Genomic DNA, 19,136 nt, shown 5'->3' with positions numbered 1-19,136 from the left:
CGGCCGGACTTTTCGCTTGACCCGGAATGATAGCAAAACGGCCACGGATCAGGTGGCCGTGCCGCCGCGGCGCCACCGTCACGCCTGCATCACGTTCCTCTCGATCGCCTCGCTGTGCACCAGGATCTTTTCCGCGTCGGCGTGCAGCAGGCGTACCCGCCGCTGCACCACGGGCCAGCCGGGCCAGTCCACCGAACCGGCCGGCGCGATGGTCTCCGACCACGCCAGGTCCTCTTCCAGGCTCGGCACCGGCACCTTCACGCCATGCCTGGCCAGCGCATCGGCCAGCGCGCGGCCGACCTGCACGTGGCTGGCGGCCAGCATGCGGTTCACCTCGCGCGCCGGGATATCCTTCACGTGCCGGCGCAGGATCGCGCGCAAGGCCGCCACGTGCGCCACCAGCAGGTAGTTCTGCACGATGAACAGGTTGATGTCTTCCACCGCGCGGCGCTTGCTGGCCGGTTCGTCGAGCATGCGCACCATCGCGGCGCTCAGCATGGCCAGCGCGTCCATCAGGCCCTTGCGCTGGATCCGGTAGGGGAAGTCGTTGCGGCACTTGCCCTGCAACAGCTCGAATGCCGCCTCCATGTAGCGCCCGTTCGCCACCAGCACCTGCTGGATCAGCTTCGGCAGGCTCTGGTACTCCCAGCTGGCCAGCACGAAGCTGAACACGGTGGCGACGGCCGCGCCGATGAAGGTGTCGACCAGCCGTTCCGTGATCGTGTGCAGGTTGCCGCCGGCGGCCAGGTTCATCTGCAGCAGGATCATGATCGACACGGCGATGGCCGTGTACCGGTAGCGCAGGTAAACGAAGGTGGGCGTGGCGATCGTGGCCAGCACTAGGGCGGTCAGGATCACGGCCGGGTGGTTGAAGAACAGCAGGATCGCGGCCGTGATCACGCAGCCGATCACGGTGCCGACGATGCGGTCGCTGCGGCGCTGCACCGTCATCGAAAAGCTGGGCCGCAGGATGATCACGATGGTGAGGATGATCCAGTAGCTGTGCGCCGAATACGGCAGCAGCGTGCCGATCGCCAGGCCGCAGGCGATCGCCATCGCCACCCGCAGCGAAAAGCGGAACACCGGGGAATCCATCCGGAAGTGCGACAGCAGCACGCCGATCTCGTACTTCTGCTGCGACAGGAATGGCTGCATGTCGGCATCCTGCCAGTACGGCGTGCTGTCGTAGGCCTTCTGGCTGGCGCCGTGCAGTTCGCCGACCATGTTGATGATGGCGCGCACCTTGTTGCGCTGCGCGCGCAGCACGGCCAGCGCTTCCTGCGCCGGCTTGCCGGCCGCCACGCGGCGCATCAGTTCGGCCAGTTCGGCCTCGATCGCGGCCAGTTCCGGTTCGTAGCTGATGGCCTGGAACGACGCCTTCTTGCGCGTGACCGCATAGGCCACCGACTCGATGTCGCGCGCGCACTTGAACGCCAGCCCGCGCAGCGCTTCCAGCGCCGGCGAGTCGGCCAGGTGCACGCGCAGCTGCGCATAGTCGGTGTGCGTCGACAGGATCTGTTCGTACAGGTCCAGCATGCACACGTGGATCTGCACCACGATCGCATCCTTGCGGTTCTGGTGCGCGCGCAGGATCAGGTCGCGCGAAGCCTGCTGCTTGTCGGCCAGGGCCGCCTGCTGGCGCACCAGCTTGTTGAACTGCTCCGTCAGGTTGTAGCGCGTGTCGTAGAAATCGGCCTTGGTGTCGATGTAGGCGGCCAGTTCGAACAGCGCCTCGGCCAGCACCTGCTGCTTGATGCGGTGGCGCAGCAGCCAGGCGATGCCCATCGCGTAGGCCAGGTAGGCGATGCCGCCCAGCGTGAACAGGCCGGCGTGCGCCAGCGCCTGCAACGGTGTCAGGTGATGCTCCATCGACATCGTCATGATGAACAGGGTGGCGAGCTGCAAGGGCATCGACTTCTTGCCGTACACGATCATCATGCTGGCGAAGAACGACAGCAGCACCAGCACGGTGGTCAGCAGCCAGAAATACGGCGCGCACAGGCTCACCACCAGCGTCACCAGGCTGCACAGCAGCACCGATGCCAGCATCTCGTTGAGCTTGTGGCGCAAGGGGCTGGGCATGTCCATCAGCGCCGTGCACAGCGCGCCGATACCGACCGACATCGCGGTCGTCATGTCGGCGAACGCCAGCGTGGCCCAGATGATGCCGATCAGGCCCGCGCCGAAGCGCAGGCCGAGGTGGAAATAGTGACTGTGGAAGAAGGTGCGCGGGCTTAAGGCGTAATGTAGCAAGGGCGGCAAGGACTCGGACATGGACCCGCCTTCGTTACAGCAGCCCCAGTACCGGATAGCGGCGCCACTCCGGCTCCGCGTGCCGCGCGCAATTGTGCAGGATGAAGTCCAGCACCGCCTCCTGGTTCGACAGCAGGCCGGGGTTGGCGGCCTTCCACGCTTCGAACCTGGTCTTCAGCGCCGGCTCTTCTTCCAGCAGCTGGACAGCGAGATCCTCGAACACGTAGTCCGAGATCGCTTCCTTCTTTTCCAGCACGGAGTTGAAGAAACCCCAGCGGAAGAAGCTGTCGTGCGCCTGCGGCTCCAGCGTTTCGACGGCGTAGCGGGCATTGTCCTGGTCCAGCGGCACGATCCAGTCGCCGGCGTGCAGCGTAAAGGTAGCGGTGCGCGCCTCGACATCGACCACGTCATGGAACATGTGGCCCTCGTAGGCGGTGGCGCGGGTCGACAGTTCGCCGATGTGGTAATAGCGCGCCTCGGCCTGGTGTTCCTCCGCCACGCGCGTCATCTGCACGCCGTTCCATTGCAGCCGCTCGACCACTTCGCGCCACGCCTGCGGGATCACATAGGCTTTCGGCACCTGTACCACGGTGTCCGCGAGGAAGCTGTTGAAGTACGGGATATCCTTCTCGTAGGGCTTGCTGCGGTCGTACGACAGCCGCGTGTAGTTGCCCAGCACGCTAGCATGGCGGCGCGCTTCGTAACCCTTGAAGCGGAAGGTGGATGGCGTGTCGGCCATCTTCCAGGTGACCGGCCATGCCTTCTGCTGGCGCTGGGCGGCTTTCGCTTCGCGGCGCAGGCGCTGGATGGTGTCCGCGTGCCGCACCGTGAATTCGCGCGTCACGTCCAGCAGGGTGCGCATCGATTCGTAGCGGTCCCTGAACGGCTTCAGCATGTGCGTTTCCGGCATGAAGCCGATGATGTTGTGCAGCGCCGTGAATCCGGTGGAGAAGCGCGGCACTTCGAGGAATTCGGCGATGCCGTCGTCCGGCGTTTCCCGCACCGGATTCACGTACGGGCAGGTGGGCCAGCCGCGCGCTTCCATGTCCGCGTAGATGTGCGACAGCATGGTGTCGCGCAGGAAGGGACCGAGACCGGAACCCAGCTTGTCGGCCTGGGTGTGGATCAGCGTCATCGTGTACGTGTAGTCGGCGCCGTTCGACGTGTGGGTGTCGACCATCACGTCCGGGTCCCAGGCGGTGATCAGTTCATTGAAGAAGCGCGCGTTCAGCGTATCGCACTTGATGAAGTCGCGGTTCAGGTCCAGGTGGCGGCTGTTGCCGCGGAAGCCGAACAGTTCCGGGCCTTCCTGGTTCGGCCGCGAGGTGTTCGCGCGATTGAGGGCGCCGTCCACGTTATAGACCGGCACGAACAGCAGCACGGTATCGCCCAGCGTGGCCAGCTTCGCCGGGTCGAAGCAGAAGTCGCGCACGATCGCCATGCAGGCGTCGATGCCTTCCGGCTCGCCCGGGTGGATGCCGTTGTTGTTGAAGTAGACCGGGCGGCCGGCGCGCTTGATCGCCTCGCGCTCGAACACGCCGTCCGCGCTCACCACGCCCACGTGCAGCGGGATGCCGCCATCGGACACGCCTGCCTGCCGGAAGCTCAGCACCTTCGGAAAGCGGCGCGCCAGTTCTTCGTAGAACGCGATGCAGTCGGACCACAGCGTGGTCTGGTTCTGGTTGCCTTTTTCGTAAGGCGTGAACATGGAAGCGAGCGATTCGGGGTGCATGGTCTGGATCTCAGGAGCATTGACGGGAACGGCGGCGCCGGGTAGGCGGCCGAGCCGCGATTGTAGCATCGCAACCCTTGTGGCAAGGGCGCCGCAGCGGCCCGGAAACGTGTGGAGGCGGCCCGCGAAAGCGTGCTATCAACGGCGTTTTCAACAGGAGGAACCGATGGAAAGGACGATGGCTTTCACCGCGAAAATACTGTGCATCCTCACGCTGGCGCTGGGCGGCATTGCCGCGGCACAGCAGCAGGCCACCGCGCCGCGCTACACGCTGAACATCCCCGCGGCCACCCCGGCGCCGCAAGCCGACCACTCGGTGCAGTTCATCGGCACCGCCACGGTACTGATCCGCTATGGCGGCCTGACGATCCTGACCGACCCGAACTTCCTGCACAAGGGCGACCACGTGCACCTGGGCTATGGCCTGACGTCCGAGCGGCAGACCGATCCGGCGATCGAATTCGACGCATTGCCGCCGGTCGACCTGGTGCTGCTGTCGCACCTGCATGACGACCACTTCGACAAGCTGGTGCGGGAAAAGCTGAAGCGCTCGACACCGATCGTCACCACGGAGTCGGCGGCGGACGACCTGCGCGCGCTGGGCTTCACGGCCGTGATCGGGCTGGGCACCTGGCAGGATGTGCAGGTGACGAAGGGCGGGACCACGCTGCGCCTGACGGCGATGCCGGGCCGGCATGGTCCGGTGGCGGTGGCGGCGCTGCTGCCGGCGGTGATGGGGTCGATGCTGGACTTTTCCTCGGCGGCCGGACGCTACCGCATCTATGTTTCCGGCGATACCATGGTGTATCGCGACATCGAGGAAATCCCGCGCCGCTTCCCCGGCGTGGACCTGGCGCTGCTGCACCTGGGCGGCACCCGCATCCTCGGCATCGTGACGGTGACGATGGATGCCAGGGAGGGCGTCAAGATGCTCAAGCTGATCGCGCCGCACCGGGCGATTCCGATCCACTACAACGATTACGATGTGTTCAAGTCGCCGCTGTCGGATTTCCAGAAAGCAGTGCAGGAAGCGGGGCTGGCGGAAAAGGTCGGTTACCTGAAGCATGGTGAAACATACCGCTTCGCGCCCGTGAAGGCGGCGCGCTGACAGGGCGCCGGGCCATCCGGCACGGCCTTTGCGGCAGTTCATCGTTCGATCGGGGCCGGCATGGTAACTGTGGGGTTTCCCCGGAGGCTCCATGAAAATCCCGCCAGCGTCGTGCCCTTTGCTGCTGTGCCCTTTACTGCCGTGCCTGTTAGTGTTCTTGTTGCCGTTGTTGCTATTGAGCGTGCTATGGAGCGCCACCCCGGCGCATGCCGCCGACGTGCCGCGCTACCGGATCACGATCCCGTCCGGCATGGCGCGCCAGGAGCCCGGCGGCGTGGTGCGGTTCTTCGGCGCCGCCACCGCGCTGCTGCGCGTGCGCGGGCTGTCCGTCCTGGTCGATCCCGGCACCGACGGCGCACTGTCGGCGTCGGACATGGCGGGAATCGACCTCGTGCTGCTGTCGAATCCGGACTGGAATGGCGTGGCGGGAGCGGAGTGGGGCGGAAGGCCGGTGGTGGCGATGGCGGGCACCGCCGAACGCCTGCGCAGCCATGGCATCCACAGCGTCTATCCGCTGGAAACCTGGGAAGGCATCACGGTCCGCAAGGGCGATACCCGGCTGCGCCTGACGTCGATGCCCGATCCGCTGGGCATGCGGCCGGCGCGGCTGGCGGCCATGCTGGATTTCGGGCCATCCTGCCGGGTGCTGGTCAACCATGGCGAGCTGTCGGCCGACGAGATCGGCCTGATTCCGCAACGGTTCCCGGGGGCCCGGCTGGCCTTGCTGCGCCAGGCCGGCGCGCCGCTGCTGCTGGCGATGGAACAGGACCGGCGCGAACCGGTGCCCGCGCACGCCGTGGCGCACGGCGAGTCCTACCGCTTCGGCTCGCCCACCTGCCAGTAGCTTGCCTCCAGCAGCCTGTTGCCAGCGGCGTACTGCCAGCAACTTACTGCCAGCAACTTACTGCCAGCAACTTATTGCCCATGACTTACTCATGGCTTACTTCTTCGCGTTGGCGTCCACCCACTGCGCGAACGCGGCCACGAACTTGCCGATCAGTTCCCTGGTCTGGTCGTTGTTGATGCTGCCGTCCTCGCCCAGGTAGTTGGGCGAACCGCCGATGTAGAGTTCCGGCGCCGGCATCACCGGCACGTTCAGGAACACCACGGCCTGGCGCGTGTTGTGGTTGGCGCCGAAGCCGCCTTGGGCGCCCGGCGATTGCGACACGACGGCGGCCGGCTTGCCATCCCATACGCTGTGGCCCCATGGGCGCGAACCGACGTCGATCGCGTTCTTCAGCGCGCCGGAAATCGTGCGGTTGTATTCCGGCGTGAAGAACAGCACGGCGTCGGCGCCCTTGAGCTTGTCGCGGAACGCGGTCCAGGCTTCGGCCGGCGTGTTGGCATCGTCCAGGTCCTGGTTGTACAGCGGCATGTCCAGCTCGACCAGCTCGCCTTCCAGCGAAGGCGGCAGCATGCTGATGACCGCCTGGGCGTATTTGCGGGTCAGCGATTCCTTGCGCAGGCTGCCGACGAGGACAGCGACTTTCTTTGCCATGCGTTTTCTCCTGAGTTGCGTGTGAAAAATACAATGTACCTCAAGCAGGCGCGATGTGCCGGCATGCCGCCAATTCGGCATGAATGAAGCGCATCAATGCCCGCACCCGCGCCGTGTTGCGCAGGTCACGGTGGCATAGTAACCAGAGCCGGGTGTCGAAACGCCGATCGGGATCCGCCAGCCGCACCAGTCCGGTACGTTCCTCCGCCAGAAGGCAGAGCAGCGGCGCCACGCCGAAGCCCGCCGTCACCGCATCCGCCATCGTCACGAGGCTGTCCGCTTGCAACGCGATGCGTGCCGGCGGCACGTGCTCCGCCATCCACTGCGCGATGGCGAGATGGGCCAGGCTGTCGTCGAGGCCCACCCACTGGTGCCTGGCCCAGTCGCCGCAGCCGATGCCTTCGCGCTGCGCCCGGTCCAGGTAATCGCGCGACGCATACAGCGCGGTGGCCACGCTGCCGAGTTCGCGGCCCACCAGGCTGTCGGGCGGCGTGTTCGACGGGCGCAGCGCCACGTCGGCTTCGCGCCGCGTGAGGTTCAGGAAGCTGGTGTTGACCACCAGCTGCAGCGCCACGTGCGGATGCTGCTCGCGGAAGCGCTGCAGCACGGGCACCAGGAGCGGGCACAGCGTATCGGTGGTGGTCAGGCGGATGGGGCCGGAGAGCGCTTCGTCGAGCCCCGCCAGCGTGCGCGCGGCGGCATCGATCTGCTCTTCCACGGACAGCAGGCGCTCGCGCAGGTTCTCGCCCGCCGCGGTTGGCGCATAGCCCGTTTGCAGCCGTTCGAACAGGCGCACGCCGAGCGTGCGTTCGAGGCTGTCCAGGCGGCGCAAGACCGTCGAATGATTGACTTTGAGCTCGCGCGCGGCGGCCGCGATGCTGCCGGTGCGCACGACGGCGACAAAGGTATGCAGCTCTTCCCAGTTATGCATGGATGCACAATCACTATGCGTTATTTGGGAATTCTAATGCGTTCTCGCAGTAGCCATACTGCGGCATCACTTCCAGGAGAATGCCCATGCTTACCTTCTACACGGCCGCCACGCCGAATGGCCACAAGATCGCCATCGCGCTTCACGAACTGGGCCTGCCGCACGAAATACGCCGGGTGGATCTCGCGGCCGGCGAACAGCACCTGGCGCCCTTCGCCGACATGAGCCCGAACCACAAGATTCCGCTGATCGTCGACGATGGCCTGCCCATCTTCGAATCCGGGGCGATCCTGTTCCATCTCGCAGGCAAGTCCGGCCGCCTGTTGCCGGACGGGGAGGAAGGCCGCAGCGTCGTGCTGCAATGGCTGTTCCTGCAGGCCGCGCACATCGGGCCGATGCTGGGACAGTTATGGTATTTCCGCCATGCGGATGGAGCGCCGAACGAAGGGGCGTTGCAACGCTATGGCGGCGAGGCAAGGCGGCTGTATGGCGTGGTCGAAAGGCAGCTGGCCCGCCATGACTGGCTGGCCGGCGGCGACTACTCCATCGCCGATATCGCCGCCTGGCCCTGGCTGCGCGAACACGACACGCTGGGCATTTCGATGGCCGGCTATCCAGCGACCACCGCGTGGCTGGCGAAGATCGCCGCGCGCCCGGCGGTGCGCGTGGCACTGGCGGCGCAGGGCGCATGACATGGCGGCCTGGCTGCTGTTGCTGGCGGCGGCACTGGCCGACGTCGCCATGGCCCTCGCCCTGAAGCATGCGGATGGCTGGACGCGGCTGTGGCCCAGCATCGTCGGCCTGGCCTGCGCGAACGGCGCCATCGTGCTGCTCACCTTGGCGTTACGGCATTTGCCAGTAGGCACCGCGTTCGCCGTGTTCACCGGCATCGGTGCCGCCGGCGTGGCCATGGCGGGGATCGTGCTGTACGGCGAGAGTGCCGCGCCGCTCCGGCTGGCGCTCATTGCCGGCATCGCGCTGTGCATCGCCGGATTGAAATGGCTGACATGAAAAAAGCCACGCCCTTTGCAAGGCGTGGCTTGTGTTCGAGGTCCCGGAACTCTGCGGACCGTCAAGAAAAAACGGGCTGCACCATGGAAAAGCCACGGCTTTCAAAGCTGGCTTGTGTTTGAGGTCCAGGGACTCGTCGGGGCCTCGAGAAACCGTAATGAGCGACGTCAGATCTGGTTGAGGCGCGGAGTCGTACTTTACGTACGGCGAGCACCGCAGACCAGCAGCTGGCGTTGCGCAATAGGTTTATCGAGGTCCCCTCAATCAGCGCCCATTTCTTTTAGCAGGTTATCGGCCTTGTCTACATGCTTCATGTTCCACAGCATGTAGCGCAGGTCGACCTGGATATCGCGGGTATTGGCCTGGTTGAAGTCCCAATCCGAGATGATCGAATCGAGCGTGCCGTCGAACGCCAGGCCGACCAGTTCGCCCTTCGCGTTCAGTGCCGCCGAACCCGAATTGCCGCCGGTGATGTCCAGCGTGGCCAGGAAGTTCACCGGTACCGTCTTCAGTTTCGGATCGACATACTTGCCGAAGTCCTTGGCCTTGATCGCCTCCAGCTGCGCTTTCGGCGCATCGAACTCGCCCGTGCCGGTGTGCTTGGCCAGCACGCCCTTGACGGTGGTGAACGCGGTCCAGGTGCTGCCGTCGGCGCCATGGTCGCGGCCGGCGATGTTGCCGTAGGTGACGCGCAGCGTGCCGTTCGCGTCCGGATATACGGCGCGGCCCTTCGATTTCATGTAGGCGATCTTGGCCTTCATGTAGCTGCCGTAAGCCTGCTGCAGCTTGCCGGCCAGCTCTTCTTCTTCCGCTTCGGCTTTCAGGTCGGCCTCGTACAGCGCCACGGCGGCCTTGATGAAGGCATCGCTGCTGCCCTGGAAGTCGGCCGGCTTCTTGTCCAGCCACTTGTCACGCTCGGCGGCGTCGGTCAGCTTCGTGCCGGCGTACAGCTTGTCCAGCGCTGCGGACAGCTCCGCATCGCTCATGCCGGCGCGGATACCCAGTGCCGCGTTGAACGCCGCCTTCTGCTCGGCGGCAGGCTGCGCCAGGTAGTTCTTCAGGTGGTGCATGGCGATGGCCTTGTCCACCTTCGGATCGAAGGTACGCACCAGGCCGGCCACGCCGGACTTGATGCGCGGCAGGTCGCGCACCTGGTAGCCGGACTTGCGGTCGGCATCGGGCTTTTGCGTTTCGTTGGCCAGGCGGTACAGCGTGCGTGCCGTCGTCAGCAGGCGCGGTTGTCCATAGCCGTAGTGGAAATCGCGCTTGGCGCCGGCGTCGCGCTCGGCGATCAGGTGCTCGACCTTGGCGATGTCCTCGGCGTATTCGGCCTTGCGCTTCGCGTCGGCGTTGATCCAGGTTTTCAGCTGGTCATGCTCGGCGGTCTTGCGCTGCAGGAAGTCGCTGCTGGCATACGAATCGATCATGCCCTGGCGGTTCTTGTAGTAGTTGTTGATGCTGGCGACCTGGCCGGCGTATTTCAGCGCCAGGTCCTTGTTGCCTTTGGTTTCGCGGTCGATGATGGCCAGCGTTTCGCCGGATGCCTTGACGAACGACGGGTACGCATGGTCGAACGTGAACTGCACTTCCGACGGCAGGCGGTGGCGGTTGGTGCGGCCCGGGTAGCCCATCGCCATCACGAAGTCGCCTTCCTTCACGCCTTCCCTGGCCAGCTTCAGCACGTGCTTCGGCACGTAGGGAACGTTGTCCTTGCTGTAGTCGGCGGCCTTGCCATCCTTGCTCACGTAGGCGCGGTAGAAACCGTAGTCGCCCGTGTGGCGCGGCCACATCCAGTTGTCGGTATCGCCGCCGAACTTGCCCACGCCGGCCGGTGGCACATGCACCAGGCGCACGTCGCGGATTTCCAGCTGCTTGATCTGGTAGAACTCCAGTCCGCCGTAGAACGACGACACCGTGCAGCGATGGCCAGGATCGGCCTCGCAGGCGGCCACCAGTGTTTTCTGGTTCTTCTCGATCGCATCGCTGCGCGCCTTGCCGGACAGCTTGGCCACTTCGGGCGTGACGATCTTGTCGGTCACGTTCAGCACTTCCTTCGTCACGAACACGCGCGAGCCGGGTGCGGCGGGCAATTCCTCGCCCAGCGAGCGGGCCACGAAACCGTTGGCCAGCAAGTCGCGTTCCGGCGTGGAATTCTGCGCCACGCTGTTGTACACGCAGTGGTGGTTGGTGACGACGAGGCCTTGCGGCGAAACGAACGATGCCGAGCAGCCGCCCAGGCTGACGATGGCGCCGGCCGGGAATTCGGTCAGGCGCGTCAGGGTGTTCGGGTCGAGTTTCAGGCCGGCGGCCTTCAGCTGCTTGGCGATCTGCGGCAATTGTTGCGGCATCCACATGCCTTCGTCGGCGTGGGCGGACGAGATGCTCATGATGGCGAGCGCGAGAAGTGATTTTTTCATGCGATGTATAGGAGTAGTTGTAGGCGTCCCGATGATTGCCGCGGGTAACGTGGCGCGTGCAAGTATCCGCATCGCATTGCGATTCGTCAATCAGGAATTTCGGTAGCAAAACCGCATGATATTTGGTGTCTGGGCATGAAAAAAGCCGGCCCTCGGGCCGGCTTCCTGTACAGCACCTGCGGTTAGCGTGCTCGTCCGCGGAAGACGAGGTTCACGATGGCCAGCAGGATCACGGCGCCGAGGAACGACACCAGTAGCGAGAGTGGACTGAAATCGTCGGAATTGATGGTGCCCGTGCCGAACAGTGGCGACAGCAGCCAGCCGCCGAGCAAGGCACCGATGATGCCGACCACTACGTTGAGGAACATCCCTTGTTGGGCGTCCGTTTTCATGACAAGGCTGGCGAGCCAGCCAATGATGCCGCCGATAACGATCCAGATGATGAAGTTCATGCTCGTTCCCCTATATATCGTTGAGAAAAGAGACCGGGCCGTTCCAGCCCTGCCGTGATAAAAAGTGTAAGGGCGGGCGATGTTCGCAGTCCGTGCGCCAGCGTACGCTCCCGGCGCGGTTGGAGGCAAAGCTTGTCTTGGTGCGCAAACGTACAGAGAAGTGTTGTCGAAAAGCCTATCGTGGCATCGTCAATCGACCTACACAAAGGAGACTCACATGAGCCAGACGAACCAGAATTCCCGCCTTGTCACTGGTCTGTTCAACGACCGCGAAAGCGCGGAGCGCGCCTATCACCATGCCACCTCGCGTGGCTACAGCAAGGACGATATCAATGTGCTGATGTCCGATGACACCCGCAAGCGCTACTTCAGCGGCGGCGAGCAGGTTGAAACCGAGCTGGGCAGCAAAGCTGCCGAAGGCGCGGGCATCGGTGCCGGCGTGGGCGGCGCGATCGGTGCCGCACTGGCGGCCGTGGCCGCGGTGGGTACCACGCTGGTGCTGCCGGGCCTGGGCGTGGTGGTGGCCGGTCCGCTGGCGGCGGCGCTGGCCGGCGCGGGTGCCGGCGGCCTGACCGGCGGCCTGCTGGGCGCGCTGATCGGTGCCGGCATTCCGGAAGAGCGCGTGCAGCACTATGAAGAAGGCCTGAAACAGGGCGGCATCGTGATGGGCGTGAACGCCCGCTCGGATGAGGATGCCGCACATATCGAATCGAGCTGGAAAGACAGTGCTGGCCAGCACGTGATCGGCACCGGCCTCGGTGCGGCGGGCGGCGCGGCGGCTGGCCTGGCGGCCGGCACGCCTGGCGGCCCGATCGGCATGGCGGCGGGTGCCGTGGTCGGCGGTATCGCCGGCGGCCTGGCTGGCAAGGGCGCGGCCGAAGTGGTGAATCCGAAATCGGGCGACGACCTGAGCGACCACCACCTGGCGACCGGCGTGGGCGCCGGCGGCGGTGCGATGGCCGGCATGGCGCTGGGTGCGGCGGCCGGTCCGGTCGGCATGGCAGCGGGCGGCGCCATCGGCGCACTGGCCGGCGGCATGACCGGCAAGGGTGTCGGCGGCCTGGTCAATCCGGCCGAGGAAAAAACCTACTGGGAACAGCAGCACCGCAACGAGTCCTACTACAACCCGGCGTACCAGTTCAACGACTACGATCCGGCTTATTCGCTGGGCTACAACGGCCGCGCCAACTACCGGGGCGACTGGAACACCAACGAGGCGAACCTGCAAAACGAGTGGGAACGCAGCAAGGGCAGTTCCCGCCTGTCGTGGAACGAAGCGAAGAGCGCCACCCGCTCGGCCTGGGATCGCGTGGAGCGCAAGCTGCCGGGCGACTGGGATAAAGACGGCAAATAAAGAGGTTGGATAAGTCGTCGACATGAGATGCTGACGGCGTGAGCCCGATCGGGGCACGCCGAATGAAAAGGCCGGGAATTTCCCGGCCTTTTTTTTCAGGTGCCCGCGCTGGCGGCCGTCACCCGGCGCCGCGCGTTCTTCAGCCTCAACAACGGTTGTTCCACGAGATAGCAGCTCAGCACGCTCACCGGCAGGATGATCAGGCACGCCAGCACCAGCTTCAGCCAGGGCGAACCGAGCGGCAGGTAGGCCACCAGCAGTGTCTGCACCGGCCAGCCGTACAGGTAGACCCCATAGGAAATGTCCGGCAGCTTGTTGAAGGCTTCGGTCAGCCACATGGGGCGGAAGGCAAAGTAGAACAGCAGGTAGCCGCCGAACATGGCCAGCCCCAGTTCCGCATAGCGGCGCGAAAACATCAATGCCAGCAGCGCCACGGCGGACAGCAGCGCGCCGCGGCGGGTGAAGCGGTAGCAATCCCGGTACAGGTAGAAGCAGCCACCGGCAAAGAACAGCGAACCCAGCCGAACGATCGGATCGTTCAGCAGCAGGCCCAGCGGCGCGAAGGGCAGGGGCAGGCCGAACGATGCATACAGGTAGGCGGCAAAGCCCGTCACGGTCAGGGCCAGCCACACGCTCCGGCGCCGGATGCCGCCGGCAACGCCCAGCAGCATGACCGCCAGGTAGCAGGCGAATTCGCGCATGATCGTCCACATCGAGCCGTTCACCTGCGGTTCAGGCAGGCCCTCGAAGACGGGCGGGGTGATCGGCCCGTGCAGCACGGCCAGGCACAGCGCGACCGTACTGGTGGACAATTCCCTGAAGTAGCTTGCGGCATCCGCGCCGAGCGGCGCCACGATGTAGACGCACACCAGGCTGGCGACGATGAACCCCGGGTAGATGCGCAGCACGCGCTTGCGCAGGAACTGGGCGGGCACGGGATCGAGATCCCAGCTTTGCACGATCAGGTAGCCGCTCAGCAGGAAAAAGCCGTCCACCGCCAGTTCGCCGAACGACAGCGTGTGGAACAGCTGCGTGAGCAGTTCGCGGTGGCGGTCGCCATCCTGCAGTTCGGGCGCGTGCGACACCAGCACGAGCAACGCTAGCAGCAGGCGCAGCAGGTTGAAATTGTTTTGATGGCGCATCCCCATGGCTTTCCCGTTTTGGCAAATTGTTATGCAATTTTTATCACCAAAATGTACGACGGCAGCGGGCGGGAAGCAAGGCTCGGCCGTGGGAAAGGCAGCCTGGAACAACAGATACACGCTGCCCGCACAACACATCGGGGCAAATCGGGTCTGTTACGCCACCCGGCGCGCCGCTTCGTCGAGTTCGGCGCGGGCGGCGGCCGCCAGCATTGCCGCATCGATACCGATCGCCTTCAGCGCCCGCGCCGCCGTGCCTTGCGTGCTGGAGGCGACCACGGCCGCCACATGCGCCCCCGTCAGCGGTTCACCCGCCGCGCGCGGCCAGTCGGCCAGCGACCGCATCACCGTTTCCATCGACCCTTTTGCACGGTAAGCGCCGGTTCCCGGTGGCACCGGCGCCTCGCCGGCCAGCAAGGCCGGGTCGGCGCCGGCAGCCGCCAGCGCGGCGCCATGGGCAGCCGCGATGCCGGCGCGCAGCCGGGCAGGATCGGCACCGGCGCGTACAAAGGCGCGCTGGGCGAGTCCATCGGGCAGGTCGAGCGCCGCCAGCAGGAAGTGCTCGGGGCCGGGCTCGCGTTCGCCCATCGCATTGGCATGCCGTTCGGCTCCCTCGCTGAGGGTTTTGATGGTGCGCATGTCGGCGATGCGCTGTTTCAGACGCTGCAGCATGAGGTTCCTTTCTAGGATTGAATCAAGGGCGCAAGGCGCTTGTGCGCCGCCTGCTTGGATACGCCCAGCGCATCGGCCACCTGGCTCCACGACCAGCCCTGGGCGATGGCGGCCGCCACGGCCTGGCGTTCGAGCTTGTCCGCGGCCAGGCGCAGGGCCACGACCGCCGCCAGCGCTTCGGCGGGATCGTCGGGACGGGGGAGGGATTGGGTATCGATCATGCGTCAATCTTAGTTGACGATTTCGATGGCGTCAACAAAAGATGACGATGGGAGGAAAATCGGTGACAGGCACCATTTTCCGGGAAATGTTGCAGATAAATCGGTGACAGGCACCATTTTCCGGGAAATGTTGCAAATTAACTGGAGCCAGTCACCGATTTTCAGGCAACAAAAAACCCCGCACGCGGCGGGGCTTCGGGGGAGGCGGGCCGGCTTATTCGGCGGCGATCGCCTCGACCTGGATCGCCAGCTTCACTTCCGGCGCGAAGTTCGGGGTGCCGAAGTTGATGCCGAAGTCGGTGCGCTTGAATTCGGCCGTGGCGTTGGCGCCGCACACTTCGCGCTTCAGCCGCGCGTCCTGCACGCACTTGAAGCGGTCCACCTTCAGCTCGACCGGCTTGGTCACGCCGTTCAGCGTCAGTTCGCCATCGACGCCCACCAGCTGGTCGCCGTTGAACTTGAACGACTTGCCTTTATAGGTGGCGGTCGGGAATTTCTCGACGTTGAAGATGTCCGGCGATTTCGCGTGCGAGTTCATCTTGTCGTGGCCGAAGTCGATCGACGTGGTATCGATCGTGATGTCCAGGCTGCCGGTCTTGGCCGCGCGGTCCATCGTGATCGTGCCCTTCGTGTTGTTGAACTTGCCGCGCCACAGCGACAGGCCCTTGTGATCCGCCTCGAAGCTGGGGTACGTATGGCTCGGGTCGATGTTGTAGGTGGCGGCGTTGGCCAGGCCGGCCATGGCCAGCAGTGCAACGAACAGCGTGGATTTCATGCGGTCTCCTTCGGTGGATGAGGTGCAGCAGGTGCGGTACGGCTTATTGGACGATTACTGCGAGCTTACTGCTGGATTACTGCGGATTACTGCGGGATTACTGTGAAACGACGTGGAACTTGATCGTCACTTCATCGGCCACCATGCTGGTGTCCTTCCACTCGCCTTCGCCGATGTTGTAGGTGAGGCGCTTGATCGGCACCGCGCCGTCGAACACCTGCTTGCCGCCTTCGGTCTTCACGGTGACGGGGAAGGTGACGTCGGCCGCCTTGCCCTTGATCGTCAGCTTGCCGCTCACGTTCAGCTTGCCGGCACCGGCGCTCTTGATCGACGTGGAGACGAAGGTGGCTTTCGGGAACTGGGCCGAGTTGAACCATTCCTTCTTCGCCACTTCACGGTTGTACTCGGGGTCGCCCATGTCCAGGCTGGCGGTGTCCACCTCGACGGTGGCCTTCGACGCGTCCGGTTTCGCGGCGTCGTAGTCGATGACCACGCTGTGCTTCTTGAACTTCGATTCGACCGGCACGTTCATCTGCTTGAAGGTGGCGGACACGGTGCTCTTGGCCGGATCGGTCTTCAGCACGGCGGCGCCGGCCGTCAGCGACACGGCGACCAGGGAAGCGAGCAGGATCGGTTGGAAATACGTCTTCATGAATGGGGCTCCGAAGGTTTAGGGAAGCATGCGTTTCAGGACATCGTCCCGATCGATGAAATGGTGTTTCAGCGCGGCCGCCACGTGCATCGCGACAAGCGCCGCCATGGCCATGGTCAGCCAGTAGTGGACGGGCTTCAGCGCGGCCTTCAGCGCGGTATCGGCCTCGAACGCGGCGGGCACCTGCCACAGGCCCAGGTAGACCACCGGCACGCCGGCCGCCGTGGTGTACAGGTAGCCGGACAGGGGCACGGCGAACATCAGCACGTACAGCAGGATATGGGTCACGTCCGCGGCTTTCGACTGCCAAGGCACCATGCCGGCAGCATGGGCCGGCGGGCGGTTCCGGTGGCGCCACAGCAGGCGCAGCGCGGCCAGGGCCAGCACGGTTACGCCCAGCCATTTATGCCACGAATAGTATTTCAGCTTGGTGGGCGTGAAGCCGGGGATGTCGACCATCACCAGCCCCATCGTGAAGGCGGCGATGATCAGCAGCGCGATCAGCCAGTGCAGCGCCATCGCGGTCCTCGTGTAGCGTTCCATCAGGCATCCTCTTATTTAGTACGTATTAGAACTAACGATGCGTCACTGTAGCAAAGAAACGAAAACTCTGCTGACGAGCAAAAACGGCAGCCCTTACCCTACAGGATAAGGAGCTGCCGTCATAGGGGCCGATGGTGAGAGGATCCTTAAAAGCAAAGAATCCAGCAGGCCTGCCCTGGTTTTAGATCGCCTTGGCCAGCTGCGCCGCGATCCCCGTGTAATTGGCCGGCGTCATCGCCAGCAGCAGGTCCTTTGCTTCCTGCGGAATGGCCAGCTTGCCAATGAATTCCTGCAGCGCTTCCCGGGTGATGCCCTTGCCGCGCGTGAGTTCCTTCAGCTGTTCGTACGGGTTCTCGATGCCGTAGCGGCGCATCACGGTCTGCACCGGCTCGGCCAGCACTTCCCAGCTCGCGTCCAGGTCGGCCGCCAGGCGCGCCGGGTTCACTTCCAGCTTGTTCAGGCCGCGCAGGCAGCTGTCATAGGCCAGCAGCGTGTAGCCCAGGCCCACGCCGATATTGCGGAGCACCGTCGAATCGGTCAGGTCGCGCTGCATGCGCGAGACCGGCAGTTTTTCCGACAGGTGCTTCAGCACGGCGTTGGCCAGGCCCAGGTTGCCTTCCGAGTTCTCGAAGTCGATCGGGTTGACCTTGTGCGGCATGGTCGAGGAACCGATCTCGCCGGCCTTCAGCTTCTGCTTGAAGTAGCCCAGCGATACGTAGGTCCAGATATCGCGGTTCAGGTCCAGCAGGATCGTGTTGGCACGGGCGAAGGCGTCGAACAGTTCGGCCATGTAGTCGTGCGGCTCGATCTGGATCGTGTACGGGTTGAACGCCAGGCCCAGGCGCTGTTCGATCACGTTCTTCGAGAACGCCGGCCAGTCGAACGACGGGTAGGCGGACAGGTGGGCGTTGTAGTTGCCGACGGCGCCATTCATCTTGCCGAGGATTTCCACGCCGGCGATACGCTCGACGGCGCGCTCCAGGCGGGCCACCACGTTGGCGAATTCCTTGCCCAGCGTGGTCGGGCTGGCCGTCTGGCCGTGCGTGCGCGACAGCATCGGCACCTCGGCATTCACGTGAGCGATTTCCTTCAGCCGGGCGATCACGCCGTTCAGGGCCGGCACCATCACGCCATCGCGCGCGGCCTTCAGCATCATGCCGTGCGACGTGTTGTTGATGTCTTCCGAGGTGCAGGCGAAGTGGATGAATTCGGAAGCGGCCACCAGTTCCGGCACGTCCTTCACCTGCTCCTTCAGCCAGTACTCGACAGCCTTCACGTCATGGTTCGTGACGGCTTCGATTTCCTTGATGCGCGCCGCGTCGGTTTCCGAGAAGTCGGCGGCCAGCTTGTCGAGCAGCGCCGTGGCCTGTGCCGGGAAGGGCTGGATCTCGGCAAAACCGGCCTGCGACAGCGCCTGCAGCCACGCGATCTCGACCTTCACGCGGTGGTGCATGAAGCCGGCTTCGGACAGGATGGGGCGCAGCTTGTCGGTCTTGGACGCATAGCGCCCATCCAGCGGGGAGAGGGCCGACAGCGTGGAGTATGGAGTGGTCATGGTGAAGAGGGAGGCAGGAAAAACAGCGATTTTACCATCGCCGTGCCCGCGTTTTGATCACGCGCCGCGGCGCCGGGAAGCCACCGGGTTGGTCACAGAACCGCTGGGCGCAATGTTATACTGGGTCACACTCCCACCCGGTACTTTCCCATGAAACTGATCGGTTCGCTCGCCAGTCCCTATGTGCGCAAGGTGCGCGTCGTGCTCGCGGAAAAAAAGCTCGATTACCAGATCCAGCTGGAAAACGTGTGGGGCCCGGATACCGGCATCCATCTCGTCAACCCCCTCGGCAAGGTGCCCTGCCTGGTCATGGAAGACGGTTACGTGATGTACGACTCGCGCGTGATCGCCGAATACCTCGATACCCTGACGCCGGTGTGCAAGCTGCTGCCGCCGAATGGCCGCGAACGGGCGGACGTGAAGAACTGGGAAGCCCTGGCCGATGGCGTGATCGATGCCGGCGTGGTGGTGCGCCTCGAGCGCACGCAGCGCCCGCCCGAGTTGCAGAGCGCCCCCTTCATCGACCGGCACCTGCTGAAGGTCACGCGCGGCCTGGCTTCGCTGTCCGACCGTCTCGGCGATTCGCCGTGGTGCACCGGCACCCATTATTCGCTGGCGGACGTGGCCGTGGGCTGCGCGCTCGGCTGGTTCGACCTGCGCTTCCCCGAGATCGACTGGCGCACCCCGCATCCGAACCTGGCGCGGCTGCACGACAAGCTGCACGAGCGGGCTTCGTTCCGGGATACGGTGCCGCAGGCGTAACCGCGCGAGCTGCCCCGTAACCATTGCGCTACACTGTGGCGTCACGATCAAGCGGGGC

19 protein-coding genes are annotated in these 19,136 nt (G+C 64.7%); 6 read left to right on the top strand and 13 right to left on the bottom strand.

Going from position 1 to position 19,136, the window contains the following annotated elements; translation table 11 throughout:
• Window positions 1–78 precede the first annotated feature (78 nt).
• Window positions 79–2,274 (bottom strand): FUSC family membrane protein, encoded by a 2,196-nt coding sequence (locus OU994_RS31200; protein ID WP_281609056.1) that lies wholly within the window; start codon window positions 2,272–2,274, stop codon window positions 79–81.
• A 13-nt stretch (window positions 2,275–2,287) separates the two neighbouring features.
• Window positions 2,288–3,985 (bottom strand): M14 family zinc carboxypeptidase, encoded by a 1,698-nt coding sequence (locus OU994_RS31195; RefSeq protein WP_281609055.1) that lies wholly within the window; start codon window positions 3,983–3,985, stop codon window positions 2,288–2,290.
• 166 nt (window positions 3,986–4,151) lie between these two features.
• Here OU994_RS31195 and OU994_RS31190 point away from each other — a divergent pair, with 166 nt between their 5' ends.
• Both OU994_RS31190 and OU994_RS31185 read left to right on the top strand, forming a co-directional pair.
• Window positions 4,152–5,093 (top strand): MBL fold metallo-hydrolase, encoded by a 942-nt coding sequence (locus tag OU994_RS31190; protein ID WP_281609054.1) that lies wholly within the window; start codon window positions 4,152–4,154, stop codon window positions 5,091–5,093.
• A 181-nt stretch (window positions 5,094–5,274) separates the two neighbouring features.
• Window positions 5,275–5,937, top strand: a complete 663-nt coding sequence (locus OU994_RS31185; RefSeq protein WP_281609053.1) for a hypothetical protein — start codon at window positions 5,275–5,277, stop codon at window positions 5,935–5,937.
• 96 nt (window positions 5,938–6,033) lie between these two features.
• Here OU994_RS31185 and OU994_RS31180 read toward each other — a convergent pair whose 3' ends face one another.
• Together OU994_RS31180 and OU994_RS31175 are read right to left on the bottom strand one after the other, a co-directional pair.
• On the bottom strand, window positions 6,034–6,591 hold the full coding sequence (locus OU994_RS31180; RefSeq protein ID WP_131143567.1) for an NADPH-dependent FMN reductase: 558 nt from the start codon (window positions 6,589–6,591) through the stop codon (window positions 6,034–6,036).
• A 40-nt stretch (window positions 6,592–6,631) separates the two neighbouring features.
• Window positions 6,632–7,522: a LysR family transcriptional regulator gene (locus OU994_RS31175; protein ID WP_281609052.1), complete on the bottom strand. Its 891-nt coding sequence runs from the start codon at window positions 7,520–7,522 to the stop codon at window positions 6,632–6,634.
• An 86-nt stretch (window positions 7,523–7,608) separates the two neighbouring features.
• Between OU994_RS31175 and OU994_RS31170 the strand changes: the two genes are divergently transcribed.
• The gene (locus OU994_RS31170) at window positions 7,609–8,214 is read left to right on the top strand and encodes a glutathione S-transferase family protein (protein WP_281609051.1); all 606 of its coding nucleotides are present in this window, start codon (window positions 7,609–7,611) and stop codon (window positions 8,212–8,214) included.
• Window position 8,215: 1 nt separating this feature from the next.
• Complete coding sequence (locus OU994_RS31165; RefSeq protein ID WP_281609050.1) at window positions 8,216–8,533, top strand: multidrug efflux SMR transporter; 318 nt, start codon at window positions 8,216–8,218, stop codon at window positions 8,531–8,533.
• Window positions 8,534–8,793: 260 nt separating this feature from the next.
• Here OU994_RS31165 and OU994_RS31160 read toward each other — a convergent pair whose 3' ends face one another.
• Together OU994_RS31160 and OU994_RS31155 are read right to left on the bottom strand one after the other, a co-directional pair.
• The gene (locus OU994_RS31160; protein WP_281609049.1) at window positions 8,794–10,950 is read right to left on the bottom strand and encodes a S46 family peptidase; all 2,157 of its coding nucleotides are present in this window, start codon (window positions 10,948–10,950) and stop codon (window positions 8,794–8,796) included.
• Window positions 10,951–11,132: 182 nt separating this feature from the next.
• Window positions 11,133–11,402, bottom strand: coding sequence for a GlsB/YeaQ/YmgE family stress response membrane protein (locus OU994_RS31155; RefSeq protein ID WP_130187247.1), 270 nt, complete (start codon window positions 11,400–11,402; stop codon window positions 11,133–11,135).
• Between the two features lie 217 nt (window positions 11,403–11,619).
• Here OU994_RS31155 and OU994_RS31150 point away from each other — a divergent pair, with 217 nt between their 5' ends.
• Complete coding sequence (locus OU994_RS31150) at window positions 11,620–12,756, top strand: hypothetical protein (RefSeq protein ID WP_131143572.1); 1,137 nt, start codon at window positions 11,620–11,622, stop codon at window positions 12,754–12,756.
• A 95-nt stretch (window positions 12,757–12,851) separates the two neighbouring features.
• Here the strand turns inward: OU994_RS31150 and OU994_RS31145 are convergent, their stop codons facing one another.
• The 7 genes from OU994_RS31145 to purB form a co-directional block, all read right to left on the bottom strand.
• Window positions 12,852–13,898, bottom strand: coding sequence for an acyltransferase (locus tag OU994_RS31145; protein ID WP_281609048.1), 1,047 nt, complete (start codon window positions 13,896–13,898; stop codon window positions 12,852–12,854).
• A 156-nt stretch (window positions 13,899–14,054) separates the two neighbouring features.
• Window positions 14,055–14,570: a Clp protease N-terminal domain-containing protein gene (locus tag OU994_RS31140; RefSeq protein WP_281609047.1), complete on the bottom strand. Its 516-nt coding sequence runs from the start codon at window positions 14,568–14,570 to the stop codon at window positions 14,055–14,057.
• Window positions 14,571–14,581: 11 nt separating this feature from the next.
• Window positions 14,582–14,791 carry a helix-turn-helix domain-containing protein gene (locus OU994_RS31135; protein ID WP_131143575.1) on the bottom strand — a complete coding sequence of 70 codons (210 nt, stop codon included), beginning with the start codon at window positions 14,789–14,791 and terminating at the stop codon, window positions 14,582–14,584.
• A gap of 214 nt (window positions 14,792–15,005) precedes the next feature.
• Window positions 15,006–15,566, bottom strand: coding sequence for a YceI family protein (locus OU994_RS31130; protein WP_281609046.1), 561 nt, complete (start codon window positions 15,564–15,566; stop codon window positions 15,006–15,008).
• A 97-nt stretch (window positions 15,567–15,663) separates the two neighbouring features.
• Window positions 15,664–16,218, bottom strand: a complete 555-nt coding sequence (locus tag OU994_RS31125; RefSeq protein ID WP_281609045.1) for a YceI family protein — start codon at window positions 16,216–16,218, stop codon at window positions 15,664–15,666.
• Window positions 16,219–16,236: 18 nt separating this feature from the next.
• Entirely contained in the window at window positions 16,237–16,761 is a 525-nt protein-coding gene (locus OU994_RS31120) for a cytochrome b (protein ID WP_281609044.1), read from the bottom strand.
• Window positions 16,762–16,942: 181 nt separating this feature from the next.
• Window positions 16,943–18,316 carry an adenylosuccinate lyase gene (gene purB / locus OU994_RS31115; RefSeq protein WP_281609043.1) on the bottom strand — a complete coding sequence of 458 codons (1,374 nt, stop codon included), beginning with the start codon at window positions 18,314–18,316 and terminating at the stop codon, window positions 16,943–16,945.
• Window positions 18,317–18,466: 150 nt separating this feature from the next.
• Between purB and OU994_RS31110 the strand changes: the two genes are divergently transcribed.
• On the top strand, window positions 18,467–19,078 hold the full coding sequence (locus OU994_RS31110) for a glutathione S-transferase family protein (protein WP_131143580.1): 612 nt from the start codon (window positions 18,467–18,469) through the stop codon (window positions 19,076–19,078).
• The last annotated feature ends 58 nt before the right edge of the window (window positions 19,079–19,136 follow it).

The sequence above is a fragment of the Pseudoduganella sp. SL102 genome (assembly GCF_027856995.1).
Lineage (GTDB): Bacteria > Pseudomonadota > Gammaproteobacteria > Burkholderiales > Burkholderiaceae_D > Rugamonas > Rugamonas albidiflava.
This window is presented reverse-complemented; position numbering and strand designations above follow the sequence as displayed.

Bases quoted from the DNA above. Each gene is read 5' to 3' on its own strand.
- OU994_RS31200 (WP_281609056.1), bottom strand. From the start codon at position 2,274: ATGTCCGAGTCCTTGCCGCCCTTGCTACATTACGCCTTAAGCCCGCGC.
- OU994_RS31195 (WP_281609055.1), bottom strand. From the start codon at position 3,985: ATGCACCCCGAATCGCTCGCTTCCATGTTCACGCCTTACGAAAAAGGC.
- OU994_RS31190 (WP_281609054.1), top strand. From the start codon at position 4,152: ATGGAAAGGACGATGGCTTTCACCGCGAAAATACTGTGCATCCTCACG.
- OU994_RS31180 (WP_131143567.1), bottom strand. From the start codon at position 6,591: ATGGCAAAGAAAGTCGCTGTCCTCGTCGGCAGCCTGCGCAAGGAATCG.
- OU994_RS31175 (WP_281609052.1), bottom strand. From the start codon at position 7,522: ATGCATAACTGGGAAGAGCTGCATACCTTTGTCGCCGTCGTGCGCACC.
- OU994_RS31170 (WP_281609051.1), top strand. From the start codon at position 7,609: ATGCTTACCTTCTACACGGCCGCCACGCCGAATGGCCACAAGATCGCC.
- OU994_RS31165 (WP_281609050.1), top strand. From the start codon at position 8,216: ATGGCGGCCTGGCTGCTGTTGCTGGCGGCGGCACTGGCCGACGTCGCC.
- OU994_RS31160 (WP_281609049.1), bottom strand. From the start codon at position 10,950: ATGAAAAAATCACTTCTCGCGCTCGCCATCATGAGCATCTCGTCCGCC.
- OU994_RS31155 (WP_130187247.1), bottom strand. From the start codon at position 11,402: ATGAACTTCATCATCTGGATCGTTATCGGCGGCATCATTGGCTGGCTC.
- OU994_RS31150 (WP_131143572.1), top strand. From the start codon at position 11,620: ATGAGCCAGACGAACCAGAATTCCCGCCTTGTCACTGGTCTGTTCAAC.
- OU994_RS31145 (WP_281609048.1), bottom strand. From the start codon at position 13,898: ATGCGCCATCAAAACAATTTCAACCTGCTGCGCCTGCTGCTAGCGTTG.
- OU994_RS31140 (WP_281609047.1), bottom strand. From the start codon at position 14,570: ATGCTGCAGCGTCTGAAACAGCGCATCGCCGACATGCGCACCATCAAA.
- OU994_RS31135 (WP_131143575.1), bottom strand. From the start codon at position 14,791: ATGATCGATACCCAATCCCTCCCCCGTCCCGACGATCCCGCCGAAGCG.
- OU994_RS31130 (WP_281609046.1), bottom strand. From the start codon at position 15,566: ATGAAATCCACGCTGTTCGTTGCACTGCTGGCCATGGCCGGCCTGGCC.
- OU994_RS31125 (WP_281609045.1), bottom strand. From the start codon at position 16,218: ATGAAGACGTATTTCCAACCGATCCTGCTCGCTTCCCTGGTCGCCGTG.
- OU994_RS31120 (WP_281609044.1), bottom strand. From the start codon at position 16,761: ATGGAACGCTACACGAGGACCGCGATGGCGCTGCACTGGCTGATCGCG.
- purB (WP_281609043.1), bottom strand. From the start codon at position 18,316: ATGACCACTCCATACTCCACGCTGTCGGCCCTCTCCCCGCTGGATGGG.
- OU994_RS31110 (WP_131143580.1), top strand. From the start codon at position 18,467: ATGAAACTGATCGGTTCGCTCGCCAGTCCCTATGTGCGCAAGGTGCGC.